This is a genomic window from Ewingella sp. CoE-038-23, assembly GCF_040419245.1.
Classification (GTDB): domain Bacteria; phylum Pseudomonadota; class Gammaproteobacteria; order Enterobacterales; family Enterobacteriaceae; genus Ewingella; species Ewingella allii.
The window spans coordinates 1-14,840 of the sequence record NZ_JAZHOH010000004.1; the positions used below are offsets into that span (position 1 = coordinate 1).

Here is a 14,840-nt window from a genome sequence, read left to right on the forward strand (position 1 = left end):
TAAATTATGCCTGCTAATCTTAGCAGGCATAATGTTAAGCAGAATCTAGGGGCGTAGCTCAGTTGGTAGAGCACCGGTCTCCAAAACCGGGTGTCGCGAGTTCGAGTCTCTCCGCCCCTGCCATATAAAGGCCCTTTGCGAAAGCGAAGGGCTTTTTTTTATGCTTTAAACAAACCTGCTAAACCTGCCAATATCTCCTCGCACTCACTTCTTATTTTGCTCACAAAATAGCCACAACCCGAATGTGAGACAGGCTTTTTCATCATTTATCTTTTAGTTTATGACGTAGTTTCAACCAATCTTTGGATGGAAAACCCTCAAATATGGTGAGTGTCTGGATCCCCAGAGTGGGATATTCGATCAATTTTGAAGGGATGAAAGAGTAGCGAAGTTAAGGAATTAAAGGCGCTTTAATGCTTTCAATGGCGCCAATGATGCCGAATAAAGTTATTGAAATTGATGCACTGAACGTTTACGGGAAAGCTTAAAGGTGCTGTGCTAAATCATCACAGGTGGGTCATTAAAGGCGTTTTGAGCAATTGACGAATCAACACCTGCTGATCGCTGCTTTGTAGCCACACGGCATACAGAGGCCGAATAACAGGAGGGATCTCATGGTAAGGCGACAATTGTGGGTACTCTTTTGCCCAATGTGTCGGCAGATAAGCACAGCCTCCGGTAGTCTCTAACAACTGGCGCGTCAGGTGTGCTGACGTGGTGGTTAGGACAGGTTCCTGCTCATTGGTCTGCATTTTGCTTTCTTGTTGCGTGAAATCTGCACCCCATTCCAAACGCACGTACGGCGCATGTTCGGTCTTGTCATGCTTGGCTGAAGCGAAAAGACGTAACGAGAAATTACCTAGCAGCTGGCTGGAAAGCTCATCCATCTTGGGTGGTTCTGTGGTGATGAGGAGATCTAACTGTCTTTCATGCAGCTGCTTAACCAGAGAGTGCCGCAGTGCCACGCGTGCTTCGAGGCGCAATGCTTCACGCTGGGTGTAAAGAGATTGCAACCAAGGTGTTAGATAGGCTTCCCAGAGCGAAGCCGTAGCCCCGATAGACAATTCTGTGTGCTGTAGAGAGCGTACAACCTCTTTTTTAGCCATTTGCCAGGTGGACATGAGGTTTTCAGCATACGGAAGTAAACGCTCGCCAGCGGGCGTTAAGCGAATGTTATTGCGATGGCGTGTGAATAAATTTGCCCCAAGCTGGGTCTCCAGTTGGCGGATGCGAAAACTGACTGCTGATTGCGTCAAATAGAGGGATTCAGCGGCTCTACCAAAGTGGCGCGTTCTACTCACCTCCAAAAAGGTTTTCAGTAATTCCGTATCCAAAACTATCTCCAATATTTTTTGTCGTTAAGATTTAAATGTTTTGTTTTACACATTGTCAAGCCTATCTAATACTCCGCGCCATAACAGCACGACCATGAGAGAATTAGGAGCGTGTCAGATGGCGGAAAGCTTCATCACGACAAATCGTTTTTTTGACAATAAACACTACCCTCGCGGGTTCTCCCGGCATGGCGATTTCACCATTAAAGAAGCGCAAATGCTAGAACGTTACGGCTTTGCTTTCAATGAGCTGGACTTGGGAAAACGCGAACCTGCAACCGAGGAAGAAAAGCTCTTTCTTGAGGTCTGCCGCGGCAGCCGTGATCCGGCAACCGAAGCGGAAAAAGTGTGGAATAAATACATTACTCGCACACGTCGCCCGAAGAAATTCCACACGTTGTCTGGCGGTAAGCCGCAAGCTGACGCCGTGGAAGATTACACGGAAAGCGATGATTAATGAAACGGGGCTTTGCCCCGTTTTTTTATGCCAGGCTTTTGTGTAACTTCAGCAGCAATCTATCCATACATCTGTAGCTTAGCGCTTCAGAGATATGGGCTTTCTCAATCATAGCCTGATTATTGAGATCGGCTATTGTTCTCGCCACTTTAAGAATGCGATGCCATGCCCGAACCGATAATCCTAGCTTGTGCAGCACCCCTTCCAGAAATTCAGCATCTTCCTTTTTAAGCTCACAAAATTTTTCTACTTCACTGCTATTCATGTGCGCATTGATTTTCCCTGCTCGGGCCAACTGGCGCTCACGGGCATCGATCACTCGCTCACGCACCTGTGCGCTGCTCTCTTTGGCGCGAGAGCCTAACCTTTGGCTTTGCAAACTCAGAACGCCCGGTGGCAGTAGCGGCACTTCAATCGATAAATCAAAACGGTCGAGAAAGGGGCCTGAAAGCCTGCTGAGATAACGAAGTACCTGTTGGGGGGGAGTACGGTTATGTACCCCTTGGTAATGACCTGTAGGGCTAGGATTCATGGCGGCAATGAGCTGCGCTCTGGCGGGATAACGCACCTTAGCGCGGGCGCGGGAGATGGTGATCTCGCCTGACTCCATGGGCTGTCGCAGCGCATCAAGCACTTTGCGTTCGAATTCCGGCAGTTCATCAAGAAACAGAACACCATTGTGTGCCAACGAAATCTCGCCAGGGCGGGGCAAAGAGCCTCCGCCGACCAAAGCACTCATGGAGGTACTGTGGTGGGGAGCGCGGAAAGGGCGGCTGCGTGAGAAATTCCCATTCTCTTCTGGGTTGTAGACCAGACTGGCTATTGCCGCTGTCTCCAAGGTTTCTTGATTGCTTAAGGGGGGAAGCAGCGCCGGCAGGCGGCTTGCCAGCATGGTTTTCCCAGTACCCGGCGGGCCAATCAGCAACAGGTTATGGCCACCGGCGGCGGCCACTTCTAAGGCCCGCTTGGATTGCTCCTGCCCAATGATGTCAGCAAGGTCGGGCTGATTCGCATAGATATCAGGGGGGTCGACGCGCTCGACGTTGCACAAATCCGCTTCCCCCTGTAAGAACGCGCAGACCTGCAGAAGATGATCGGCGACTTTGGCGACGCCCGTCTCCAGCAGAGACATCTCTTGGCGATTATCTTGGGGGAGGATTAACCGTCGGCCCTCTTTTTGAGCTTCCAAGGCAGCAGGAATAGCGCCATTTACGCCGCGTAACGCTCCTGAAAGGCCTAACTCCCCCACGAACTCATACTCATTCAACTTATCCCCTGAAAGCTGCTCAGAAGCGACGAGAATGGCTAGCGCGATGGATAAGTCATACCGGCCACCCTCCTTAGGCAAATCGGCGGGAGCCAGATTGACGGTGATGCGCTTGGCAGGAAAGGTAAACCCGCAGTTGATAATGGCGCTGCGAACTCGATCCCGCGCTTCTTTCACCGTCGTTTCTGGCAGCCCAACGAGCGTCAGGGCGGGTAGACCATTGCTGATATGAACCTCAACCGAAACGCCCGGAGCCTGCACGCCAAGCGAGGCTCGGGTGTGAACAACTGCTAATGCCATCAGCATCTCCCTGCGTCAAAGCCATGTGAAGGACGCAGTATGTCGCAATCGACTGGCGAAGAATTAGGCGATGACTGACTCTCCAGCACAGCTCGAAAACATAATTTTCAGGGGTGAACTTGCAGGGGGAGAGTGCGAGGAGGATCGCAAATTGAGCAATAGCTGTTAACACTTTGCGCTATCTGGAAACAAATTAGCAAACTAATAATCTTGCTGGTTTTTGAATCAGAGTGTTTAATTTAATTGGATATTAACAATAAATAAACATTTCGTTTTCTTGTTTAACACTGCTTCAGCCTCATTGATTTGTTCCGGATACAGCAATGAGCGCCCCCTACACTTTTCCGGGATAGGAAACACACCATGTTCGGTTGGACCTCCAGACAGCGTAATGTCGCTATTGCCAGTTTTTTAAGTTGGACGCTCGACGCGTTCGATTTCTTCATTCTCGTCTTCTTACTCAGCGACATTGCTACGGCTTTTAGCGTGGATATCAAAGAGGTGACTCTTGCCATCTTGCTGACCCTCGCAGTGAGGCCGATAGGGGCATTGCTGTTCGGACGCGCGGCAGAGAAGTATGGTCGTAAGCCGATATTGATGATCAATATTGCCTTCTTCTCAGTCTTTGAACTCTGCACAGCGGCGGCGCCTTCGCTAACCGTTTTCTTAGTATTAAGAGTGATTTATGGCGTGGCGATGGGCGGTGTTTGGGGCGTGGCCTCTTCGCTGGCAATGGAAACCATCCCGGATCGCTCTCGCGGATTTATGTCGGGCGTCTTCCAGGCGGGCTATCCCTTTGGTTATCTGCTGGCCGCGGTAGTTTACGGGTTGTTCTCGAACGTGGTCGGCTGGAGAGGCATGTTCGTGATCGGCGCGGTGCCGATTTTCCTGCTGCCCTTCATCTGGTTTAAAGTTCAGGAATCGCCGGTATGGCTTGCCGCCAGAGAGCGCAAAGAGAGCACGGCTTTGCTGCCAGTGCTTAAATCTCACTGGAAGTTGTGCGTTTATCTGGTGGTGCTGATGGCCGCTTTCAACTTCTTCAGCCACGGAACTCAGGATCTCTATCCGTCCTTCCTGAAAATTCAGCACGGATTTGATGCCCACACGGTCAGCCTGATTGCGATTGGCTACACCATCGCTTCTATCATCGGCGGCATTTTCTTTGGTTCACTTTCCGAAAAAATTGGCCGAAAAAAAGCCATTATTATCGCGGCCTTACTGTCACTTCCGGTAATCCCGTTATGGGCATTCTCCAGTGGCGTATGGACCATCGGTTTGGGCGCATTCTTGATGCAGTTGATGGTGCAGGGCGCGTGGGGCGTGGTGCCGAGTTACCTTACCGAACTGGTGCCAGCTAACACCCGCGCGGTCTTGCCCGGCTTTGTTTACCAACTGGGTAATCTGCTGGCGTCAGTCAACGCCACCTTGCAGGCCTACATTGCGGAAAGCAACGACCATAATTATGGTTTAGCGATGGCCGTTGTGGCCGGAACCGTGGCCATCGTCATTGCCGTGTTGGTTTCCTTCGGACGTGATACGCGCGGAAAAGTGCTCTCTGGTGAAATAAAATCATCTGGGGCGAAAGTTCATACGAATGCCTGATTTGATTAACTATTTTTGAGTTAATGGTAAGCAGGCTAAAGGTAATAACCTAAGAAAAGTGTTGTCATATCACAACTGACTGTGATAACTCTGTAGGCAATCATTCGTAAGAAGAATTTAAGAAACCAAAAATGAAAGCCCTTCTCCTAGTAGTTAGCCTAGTCGTGATTAGCGTGGTGGTGATTATTATCCCACCGTGCGGGGCTGCACTTGGACGAAGAAAGGCTTATTAAACAAGCCTGAACCTGAAAAGAACCCCGCACCGAAAGGTCCGGGGTTTTTTTTTGGTCAGAGCAAAATTGAGGCGAGAATAGAAAATGAGCAACAGCATAAAATTCTGCGCAGAACCCAAAAAGGCAGGAGAATAACGATGACCGGAGCACAGTGGGTAGTACAAGCATTGCGCGCACAGGGGGTCGATATGGTTTTCGGCTACCCAGGCGGAGCAATTATGCCGGTATACGATGCATTGTATGACGGTGGCGTCGAACACCTACTGTGCCGACACGAGCAGGGCGCCGCCATGGCCGCCATTGGCTACGCGCGTTCAACCGGGAAAGTCGGCGTGTGTATCGCCACTTCCGGGCCTGGCGCAACGAATTTAATCACCGGTCTGGCTGACGCGTTGATGGATTCCGTTCCTCTGGTGGCGATCACCGGCCAGGTTAGCTCGGCGTTTATCGGTACTGATGCTTTTCAGGAAATCGATGTTTTAGGCTTGTCTCTCGCCTGCACCAAACACAGCTTTTTAGTTGAGTCGCTGGACGCTCTGCCGGAAATCATGGCTGACGCGTTTGCTATCGCAACCAGTGGCCGTCCAGGGCCTGTACTGATTGATATTCCTAAAGATATCCAGCTGGCGATGGGCGAATTGCCGCCGCACTTGATACCGGTTGAAGAGCAGTTTGCGCATCCAATCGCCGAACTGCAACAGGCCTACGATATGATTGCCGCCGCGCAAAAACCGATGATGTACGTTGGCGGCGGCGTGGGCATCGCTCAGGCGGTTCCGGCGCTGCGTGATTTCATCGCCACCACCGGCATTCCTGCGGTTGCCACCCTTAAAGGCCTGGGCGCGCCAGATGCTAACGACCCGTGCTATCTGGGCATGTTAGGTATGCATGGCACCAAAGCCGCCAATCTTGCCGTACAAGAATGCGACTTGCTGATCGCCGTCGGCGCCCGTTTCGACGACCGCGTTACCGGCAAATTAAACACCTTCGCGCCACACGCCGCCGTTATCCATATGGATATCGACCCTGCCGAGATGAACAAATTGCGTCAGGCCCACGTGGCATTGCAGGGCGATTTGAAAACCTTGCTGCCCGCCTTGAAGCAGCCGCTGTCTATCCACAGCTGGCGCGATCGCGTGATGACGCTAAAAGTGCAGGGCGAGCCTCGCTACGACCATCCGGGCGATGCCATCTTTGCGCCGCTGTTGCTCAAGCAGATCTCCGAGCGCAAATCGGCGGAAACCGTCGTCACCACCGACGTCGGTCAGCATCAAATGTGGACGGCGCAGCACATGCAGTTCAGCCGCCCGGAAAACTTCATCACTTCCAGTGGCTTGGGCACCATGGGCTTCGGTATCCCCGCGGCGGTTGGCGCGCAGGTTGCTCGCCCGAACGACATGGTTATCTGCGTTTCTGGCGACGGCTCATTCATGATGAACGTTCAGGAGCTGGGCACCATCAAGCGAAAACAGTTGCCGTTAAAGATCCTGCTGTTGGATAACCAGCGTTTAGGCATGGTTCGACAGTGGCAGGAGCTGTTCTTTGATGGACGTTATAGCGAAACCAACCTCTCTGATAACCCCGATTTTGTCACGCTGGCCAGCGCGTTTGATATCCCAGGCCAACGTATCAGCCGTAAAGATCAAGTCGACGCCGCCCTGGACGCTTTCTTCAACAGTGAAGGTCCTTATTTGCTTCAGGTTTCCATCGACGAAAGCCAGAACGTCTGGCCACTGGTGCCGCCAGGCGCAGGCAACGAACATATGTTGGAGAAAATGTCATGATGCAGCATAACGTCTCAATTCAAGCTCGCTTCCGCCCTGAAATGTTAGAACGGGTTTTACGCGTTGTTCGCCACCGTGGTTTTCAGGTGTGCGCGATGAATATGACCCCTATGATAAATGCGGAAAACATAAATATTGAATTGACCGTTGCCAGCCAGCGGTCTGTAGATTTACTGTCTTCACAGTTACGCAAATTGATGGATGTCGCCTGCGTCGAGATCCAACAGCACACATCACAACAAATACGCGCCAACGCGTAAGTTAAGGAAAGAGAGAATGACGAAGAAAGCTGATTTCATTTGGTTCAATGGCGAGATGGTTCCTTGGGCGGAAGCGAAAGTACACGTAATGTCACACGCACTGCATTACGGCACCTCCGTCTTTGAGGGCGTTCGTTGCTACGACTCCCACAAAGGCCCAGTGGTGTTCCGTCACCGTGAACACATGCAGCGCCTGCGTGACTCAGCCAAGATCTACCGTATGCCAGTCAGCCAAAGCGTTGATGAGCTGATGGAAGCCTGTCGCGAAACCCTGCGTACCAACAAACTGGTGAGCGCATACATCCGTCCGCTGGTGTTCATCGGCGACGTCGGCATGGGTGTAAACCCGCCAGATGGTTACAAAACTGATGTGATCATCGCTGCGTTCCCTTGGGGCGCCTATCTGGGTGAAGAAGCCCTGGAGCAAGGTATCGATGCGATGGTTTCTTCATGGAACCGCGTAGCAGCTAACACCATCCCAACTGCCGCGAAAGCGGGCGGTAACTATCTTTCTTCCCTGCTGGTGGGTAGCGAAGCTCGCCGCCACGGCTATCAGGAAGGCATCGCGCTGGATGTTCACGGTTATGTTTCCGAAGGCGCGGGCGAAAACCTGTTTGAAGTTAAAGACGGCATTATCTTCACGCCGCCATTCACCTCTTCTGCACTGCCGGGCATCACCCGTGACGCCATCATCAAACTGGCGAAAGACATGGGTCTGGAAGTGCGTGAGCAAGTGCTGTCTCGCGAATCACTGTATCTGGCTGACGAAGTCTTTATGTCCGGCACCGCGGCTGAAATCACCCCAGTTCGCAGCGTTGACGGTATCCAGGTGGGTATCGGCAAACGTGGTCCAGTGACTAAAAAAATCCAGGATGCATTCTTCGGCCTGTTCACCGGCAAAACCGAAGACAAATGGGGCTGGTTGGATCCAATCAACCCACAATAATTTTACCCGCAATTGCGTTGCCACACTGATGCAACTCGAAGGATTTAGGGTAAATAAGAAATACGGCAGGTGGCGAACACGTCACCTGCACATTGACTTGATTTGGAGTGAATAGAGCATGCCTAAGTACCGTTCCGCTACCACCACTCACGGCCGTAACATGGCTGGCGCCCGCGCTTTATGGCGTGCCACCGGCATGACCGATGACGATTTCGGTAAGCCAATTATTGCCGTTGTAAACTCCTTTACCCAGTTCGTACCGGGCCACGTGCACCTGCGCGACTTGGGTAAACTGGTTGCCGAACAAATCGAAGCCTCCGGCGGTGTTGCTAAAGAGTTCAACACTATCGCCGTTGATGACGGTATTGCCATGGGTCATGGCGGCATGCTGTATTCACTGCCTTCGCGCGAGTTGATTGCCGACTCGGTGGAATACATGGTTAACGCGCACTGCGCCGACGCCATGGTGTGTATTTCCAACTGCGACAAAATCACCCCGGGAATGCTAATGGCGTCTCTGCGCCTTAACATTCCGGTTATCTTTGTTTCCGGCGGCCCGATGGAAGCCGGTAAAACCAAGCTTTCCGACAAAATCATCAAGCTCGACTTGGTTGACGCCATGATTCAGGGCGCGAACCCGAACGTCAGCGATGCCGACAGTGAGCAAATCGAACGTTCAGCCTGTCCGACCTGCGGCTCTTGTTCCGGCATGTTCACCGCCAACTCCATGAACTGTCTGACTGAAGCTCTGGGCCTGTCCCAGCCGGGTAACGGTTCACTGTTGGCGACCCACGCTGATCGTAAAGAGCTGTTCCTGACCGCCGGTCAACGCATTGTTGAACTGACCAAACGTTATTACGAAAAAGACGATGAGACAGCCTTGCCGCGCAGCATTGCCAGCAAAGCCGCCTTCGAAAACGCCATGACGCTGGATATCGCGATGGGTGGCTCGACTAACACCGTTCTGCACCTGTTGGCTGCGGCGCAGGAAGGCGAGATTGAGTTCGACATGACCGACATCGATCGCCTGTCCCGCAAAGTCCCGCATCTTTGCAAAGTGGCACCAAGCACCCAGAAATACCATATGGAAGACGTTCACCGCGCGGGCGGCGTGTTGGCTATTCTTGGCGAACTGGACCGCGCAGGCCTGCTGCATCGCGATGTGAAAAACATCCTCGGCCTGACGCTGCCGGAGACCTTGGATAAGTACGACATCATGCTGACCAAAGACGAAGCGGTGAAAAAAATGTTCCGCGCAGGACCGGCGGGCATTCGCACCACGCAAGCGTTCTCGCAGGATTGCCGCTGGGACACGCTGGATGATGACCGCGCGGAAGGCTGTATCCGTTCTCTGGAACACGCGTTCAGCAAAGACGGCGGACTGGCCGTGCTGTACGGCAACTTGGCCGAGGCGGGCAGTATCGTTAAGACGGCGGGCGTGGATAAATCCAACCTGACCTTCCGTGGTCCGGCAAAAGTGTATGAAAGCCAGGACACGGCGGTTGAAGCGATTCTCGGCGGCAAAGTGGTGTCTGGCGACGTGGTGGTGATTCGCTACGAAGGGCCGAAAGGCGGGCCGGGCATGCAAGAGATGCTTTACCCAACCACTTATCTGAAATCGATGGGTCTGGGTAAAGAGTGTGCGCTGATCACCGACGGTCGCTTCTCCGGGGGTACTTCAGGTCTGTCCATCGGCCACGTTTCTCCGGAAGCGGGCAGCGGCGGTCTGATTGCGCTGGTTAAAGATGGCGACATGATTGATATCGACATTCCAAACCGCAGCATGGTGCTGGATGTTCCAGCCGCCGAACTGGCTGCGCGCCATGAAGCTGAATTGGCCCGTGGCGATCAGGCGTGGACTCCACACGGCCGTGAGCGCGTGGTCTCCTTCGCGCTGCGCGCTTATGCCAGCCTGGCAACCAGCGCCGACAAAGGCGCAGTGCGTGACAAGAGTAAGCTGGGAGGCTAACGGTCATGGCGGTATCACAACCCCTATCCGACCAGCCGGGAGGCGCGGAGTATCTCCGCGCCGTACTGCGCGCGCCGGTTTACGAAGTGGCGCAGGTCACACCACTGCAGGTGATGGAGAAAATCTCCTCCCGCCTGAACAACACCATTCTGGTTAAACGCGAAGATCGTCAGGCTGTGCACAGTTTCAAGCTGCGCGGTGCCTATTCGATGATAGCGAGCTTGACTGAAGAGCAGGCTGCTCGCGGCGTGATCACGGCCTCGGCCGGCAACCACGCGCAGGGCGTTGCGCTTTCAGCCAGCAAAAAAGGCATTAAATCCCTTATCGTCATGCCAGTGGCGACCGCCGATATCAAAGTGGATGCCGTGCGCAATTTTGGCGGCGAAGTGCTGCTGCACGGCGCTAATTTTGACGAAGCGAAGGCCAAAGCTGTCGAGCTTTCTCAGCAGCAGGGCATGACCTTCGTCCCGCCATTCGACCATCCGGCGGTTATCGCCGGGCAGGGCACCTTGGCGATGGAGCTGCTTCAGCAAGATGCTCATCTGGACCGGGTATTTGTCCCTGTTGGCGGTGGCGGTCTGGCGGCGGGCGTGGCGGTGCTGATTAAACAGCTGATGCCGCAAATTCAGGTGATTGGTGTCGAAGCTGAAGATTCCGCCTGCCTGCGCGCCGCGCTGGATGCTGGCGAGCCGGTGGACTTGGCGCGCGTCGGGCTGTTTGCTGAAGGCGTGGCCGTTAAGCGCATCGGCAACGAAACCTTCCGCCTGTGTCGCGAGTATTTAGACGACGTGATCACCGTCGACAGCGACGCGATTTGCGCCGCGGTCAAAGATTTGTTCGAAGACGTCCGCGCCATCGCCGAGCCTTCTGGCGCACTGGCCTTGGCCGGGCTGAAGAAATACGTCCAACAACATAATATTCAGGGGGAACGGCTGGCGCATGTCCTTTCTGGCGCCAACGTGAACTTCCATGGTTTGCGTTATGTTTCAGAGCGTTGTGAGCTTGGCGAGCAGCGAGAAGCCTTGCTGGCCGTGACCATTCCTGAGCAAAAAGGCAGCTTCTTGAAGTTCTGCCAGCTGCTCGGCGGGCGCTCGGTCACCGAGTTCAACTATCGCTACGCCGACGACAAGGATGCCTGCATCTTTGTGGGGGTGCGCCTAACGCGTGGCAATGTCGAACGCAAAGAGATCATCGACGAGCTGCACCACGGCGGGTATCAGGTCGTTGATCTCTCCGACGATGAAATGGCGAAACTGCACGTCCGCTATATGGTTGGCGGCCGCCCGAGCAAGCCTCTGCGCGAAAGGCTTTACAGCTTCGAGTTCCCGGAATCGCCGGGCGCGTTGCTGAAATTCCTGCAAACCTTAGGCACGCACTGGAATATTTCGCTGTTCCACTATCGCAGCCACGGCACAGATTTTGGTCGCGTTTTGGCCGCTTTTGAACTGACCGAGCAAGAGCCGGAGTTTGAAAAAAATCTTTCCGCGTTGGGCTATGACTGCCACAACGAAAGTGAAAACCCGGCCTTCCGTTTCTTCTTGGCGGGCTAGAAAATCAAAGGGCCTTTTGGCCCTTTTTATTTGTCCTTTTTCTGTCGCAAAACAGGTTTATAACAGTTGCCAGAAGGCGTCGATGAGCGGCTCCTTAAGACGCTTCTTCTGTACGCACACGCCTAGCTCTAAGGGTGAGCCAAGCGTCACATTTTCCAGCACGGTAATGCGGTTTCTCACCGGTTCGGGGCTATTCTCTAGCACTACGTCAGGCAGCAGGGCAATGCCGCAGCCGAGGGCAACCATTGAGACGATGGCTTCGTGGCCGGACACTGTGGCGTAAATGAGTGGGTTTATCAGGCGATTACGTTTAAACCAAATGTCGATTCGCTTACGCGCCGGGCCGTGCTCCGGCAGGATAAACGGGATTTGCGACCAATCCGGATGAGGCTCGCTGGTTTGATTTCGCACCGCGCAGGGTAATGACGGGGCGATGAGGATCATCGGGATTTCACCAATTTGGATGAAATCGACGCTGGATGGCAGGTTTTCTGGATGCCCGGCGATACCCAAGTCGGCTTCGGCAGACTGCACTTTCTCGACCGCGTCTGCGGCGTCGCCGGTGGTGAGTTTGATTTCTACCAACGGATGCTGGGCGCGGAATCGATCAAGGATAGGCGGCAGATGGCTATATGCCGCCGTCACGGAACAAAAGAGTCGCAACTCGCCACTCAACGAGGGCCCGTGCTGGTCGAGCGAGTGACGCAGCTGCTGGTACTGCAACAACGTCTGCTGAGCAAAGTTTCGAAGCTGCTCCCCCGCGCTGGTCAATTGTACCGTGCGGTTATCACGTTGAAACAGCGGCTGGCCCAGCTCTTCCTCCAGGCGCTGAATCTGGCGAGAAAGGGTCGAGGGGCTGACATGCATTGCCTTGGACGAACGCCCAAAATGGCGGCTTTCGGCCAGATGTAAAAAGAGTTTGAGATCGCGAAGATCCATGCGCGGTTTCCCCAATGTGAGTCGGAACAGCATGTTGCATATTCTGCAACGTCATCTTCTCAATATATCAATTTAAGCAACACAGTACATAACATATAGTAATTTCATCGCGTTCACCCAAAACCGGTGAACCACACATAACAACATCCTCAGAGAAAGAACGGAGTATTACGATGGCTAACTATTTCAACACCTTGAACCTGCGCCAGCAGTTAGAACAATTGGGCAAATGCCGCTTTATGGGTCGCGACGAATTCGCTGATGAAGCGAGCTACCTGAAGGGTAAAAAAGTCGTGATTGTGGGTTGTGGCGCGCAGGGCCTTAACCAAGGTTTGAACATGCGTGACTCCGGTCTGGATGTTTCTTACACCTTACGTGCTGAAGCTATCGCAGAAAAACGCGCATCATGGCGTAAAGCGACAGAAAACGGCTTCAAAGTAGGGACTTATGAAGAGCTGATCCCACAGGCGGACTTGGTTATTAACTTGACGCCAGACAAACAGCACAGCTCCGTTGTTAAAGCCGTTCAGCCCCTGATGAAAGATGGCGCAACTCTGGGTTACTCCCACGGCTTCAACATCGTTGAAGTTGGCGAGCAAATTCGTAAAGACATCACCGTCGTGATGGTTGCTCCAAAATGTCCGGGTACCGAAGTGCGTGAAGAGTACAAACGCGGTTTCGGCGTTCCAACTCTGATTGCCGTTCACCCAGAAAACGACCCGAAAGGCGAGGGTATGGCTATTGCGAAAGCATGGGCTGCGGCAACTGGCGGTCACCGTGCGGGCGTTCTGCAATCTTCTTTCGTTGCGGAAGTTAAATCTGACCTGATGGGCGAGCAAACCATTCTGTGCGGCATGTTGCAGGCCGGTTCTCTGCTGTGCTTCGACAAATTAGTCGCTGACGGCGTTGATGAAGCTTATGCAGAAAAACTGCTGCAATTCGGCTGGGAAACCGTGACCGAAGCCCTGAAGCAAGGCGGTATTACGCTGATGATGGACCGTCTGTCCAACCCGGCTAAACTGCGTGCTTACGCGCTGTCTGAGCAGCTGAAAGGCATTATGGCTCCACTGTTCCAGAAGCACATGGACGACATCATCTCCGGCGAATTCTCTAGCGGCATGATGGCTGACTGGGCTAACGACGATAAGAAATTGCTGACCTGGCGTGAAGAGACTGGCGCGACGGCATTCGAAAACGCACCACAGTTTGAAGGCAAAATCGCTGAGCAAGAGTACTTCGACAACGGCGTTCTGATGATCGCTATGGTTAAAGCAGGCGTTGAGCTGGCATTCGAAACCATGGTGGCTGCTGGTATCATCGAAGAGTCTGCTTACTACGAATCTCTGCACGAGCTGCCGCTGATTGCTAACACCATCGCGCGTAAACGCCTGTATGAAATGAACGTGGTTATCTCTGACACCGCTGAGTACGGCAACTACCTGTTCGCTAACGCCGCAGTGCCATTGCTGAATGAGTTCATGACGACGCTGCAAGCTGGCGATTTGGGTAAATCTGTTGCAGGCACCAATGTTGATAACGCGCAGCTGCGTGATGTTAACGAAGCCATTCGCAATCACCCAATCGAAGCTGTAGGCCATAAGCTGCGTGGGTATATGACGGATATGAAGCGTATCGCCGTCGCAAGCTAATATTCTTCATCCTTCAAGCTGCGGGGGTGTTGGCTGCCCTTAGTAACCCGAATCACTTACTTGTGTAAGCTCATCGGTTTACTTCGGTTGCCGCCTACCCGCAACTCGAATGATTTTGGATATCCAGCATTAGAACGGGTATGAATGAAAAAGGGCACTGCATGAAAATGCGGTGCCCTTTCTTTTGGTACGTTATCGCCGACTTAGTTGCGATAAAGCACTTTGATGATGTGGTAGCCGAACTGGGTGTGCAGCGGGCCTTGTGGCTCGATCAGTGGAGCGGAAAATACCACTTTATCGAAAGCCGGGACCATTGCGCCCTGTTTGAACTCGCCTAAGTGGCCGCCTTTTTTGCCTGACGGGCAAGTAGAGTGTTTCTTAGCCAGCTTCTCGAAATCGCCACCGTTTTTCAACTGGGCCAGAATTTCTTGTGCTTGAGCTTCTTCCTTCACGAGGATGTGCATTGCTGCGGCAGTTTTCGCCATGATAAGACCTTTTTACGAGAGAGTTTCCAGAGGCGTAATGTAACACCTGCAAGCGGCCAAGTGGA

General features: G+C 53.2%; 13 protein-coding genes and 1 tRNA gene. 10 read left to right on the forward strand and 4 right to left on the reverse strand.

The genetic code is table 11. From position 1 onward, the window contains the following. The first annotated feature begins 47 nt into the window (after nucleotides 1–47). Nucleotides 48–123 (forward strand) — tRNA-Trp (locus tag V2154_RS24180). 383 nt (nucleotides 124–506) lie between these two features. Here the strand turns inward: V2154_RS24180 and hdfR are convergent. Next, nucleotides 507–1,334 carry an HTH-type transcriptional regulator HdfR gene (hdfR, locus tag V2154_RS24185; RefSeq protein WP_353504353.1) on the reverse strand — a complete coding sequence of 276 codons (828 nt, stop codon included), beginning with the start codon at nucleotides 1,332–1,334 and terminating at the stop codon, nucleotides 507–509. Nucleotides 1,335–1,452: 118 nt separating this feature from the next. On the opposite strand from hdfR, the gene V2154_RS24190 reads away from it, so the two are divergent. Further along, nucleotides 1,453–1,791, forward strand: a complete 339-nt coding sequence (locus tag V2154_RS24190; protein ID WP_034794706.1) for a MaoP family protein — start codon at nucleotides 1,453–1,455, stop codon at nucleotides 1,789–1,791. 25 nt (nucleotides 1,792–1,816) lie between these two features. Here the strand turns inward: V2154_RS24190 and V2154_RS24195 are convergent, their stop codons facing one another. Beyond that, nucleotides 1,817–3,358, reverse strand: coding sequence for a YifB family Mg chelatase-like AAA ATPase (locus V2154_RS24195; RefSeq protein ID WP_353504354.1), 1,542 nt, complete (start codon nucleotides 3,356–3,358; stop codon nucleotides 1,817–1,819). Between the two features lie 363 nt (nucleotides 3,359–3,721). Between V2154_RS24195 and V2154_RS24200 the strand changes: the two genes are divergently transcribed. From V2154_RS24200 to ilvA, 7 genes are all read left to right on the forward strand, one after another. Continuing rightward, entirely contained in the window at nucleotides 3,722–4,960 is a 1,239-nt protein-coding gene (locus V2154_RS24200; RefSeq protein WP_353504355.1) for an MFS transporter, read from the forward strand. A gap of 131 nt (nucleotides 4,961–5,091) precedes the next feature. Further along, a complete protein-coding gene (ilvL, locus tag V2154_RS24205) occupies nucleotides 5,092–5,193 on the forward strand; it encodes an ilv operon leader peptide (RefSeq protein ID WP_015699153.1) in 102 nt (33 codons plus the stop codon). A gap of 137 nt (nucleotides 5,194–5,330) precedes the next feature. Continuing rightward, nucleotides 5,331–6,977, forward strand: a complete 1,647-nt coding sequence (gene ilvG, locus V2154_RS24210; RefSeq protein WP_353504356.1) for an acetolactate synthase 2 catalytic subunit — start codon at nucleotides 5,331–5,333, stop codon at nucleotides 6,975–6,977. Then, a complete protein-coding gene (gene ilvM, locus V2154_RS24215) occupies nucleotides 6,974–7,237 on the forward strand; it encodes an acetolactate synthase 2 small subunit (RefSeq protein ID WP_034794713.1) in 264 nt (87 codons plus the stop codon). Before ilvG ends, ilvM begins: the two co-directional genes overlap by 4 nt. A gap of 16 nt (nucleotides 7,238–7,253) precedes the next feature. Beyond that, a complete protein-coding gene (locus tag V2154_RS24220) occupies nucleotides 7,254–8,183 on the forward strand; it encodes a branched-chain amino acid transaminase (RefSeq protein WP_034794715.1) in 930 nt (309 codons plus the stop codon). 118 nt (nucleotides 8,184–8,301) lie between these two features. Continuing rightward, entirely contained in the window at nucleotides 8,302–10,152 is a 1,851-nt protein-coding gene (ilvD, locus tag V2154_RS24225) for a dihydroxy-acid dehydratase (RefSeq protein WP_353504357.1), read from the forward strand. Nucleotides 10,153–10,157: 5 nt separating this feature from the next. Next, nucleotides 10,158–11,702 carry a threonine ammonia-lyase, biosynthetic gene (gene ilvA / locus V2154_RS24230; protein WP_353504358.1) on the forward strand — a complete coding sequence of 515 codons (1,545 nt, stop codon included), beginning with the start codon at nucleotides 10,158–10,160 and terminating at the stop codon, nucleotides 11,700–11,702. 57 nt (nucleotides 11,703–11,759) lie between these two features. Here ilvA and ilvY read toward each other — a convergent pair whose 3' ends face one another. Then, nucleotides 11,760–12,641 carry an HTH-type transcriptional activator IlvY gene (ilvY, locus tag V2154_RS24235; RefSeq protein WP_353504359.1) on the reverse strand — a complete coding sequence of 294 codons (882 nt, stop codon included), beginning with the start codon at nucleotides 12,639–12,641 and terminating at the stop codon, nucleotides 11,760–11,762. A 173-nt stretch (nucleotides 12,642–12,814) separates the two neighbouring features. Here ilvY and ilvC point away from each other — a divergent pair, with 173 nt between their 5' ends. Continuing rightward, nucleotides 12,815–14,290 carry a ketol-acid reductoisomerase gene (gene ilvC / locus V2154_RS24240; protein ID WP_353504360.1) on the forward strand — a complete coding sequence of 492 codons (1,476 nt, stop codon included), beginning with the start codon at nucleotides 12,815–12,817 and terminating at the stop codon, nucleotides 14,288–14,290. Between the two features lie 203 nt (nucleotides 14,291–14,493). Here ilvC and ppiC read toward each other — a convergent pair whose 3' ends face one another. Continuing rightward, nucleotides 14,494–14,775, reverse strand: a complete 282-nt coding sequence (ppiC, locus tag V2154_RS24245) for a peptidylprolyl isomerase PpiC (protein WP_034794724.1) — start codon at nucleotides 14,773–14,775, stop codon at nucleotides 14,494–14,496. Between the last annotated feature and the right edge of the window lie 65 nt (nucleotides 14,776–14,840).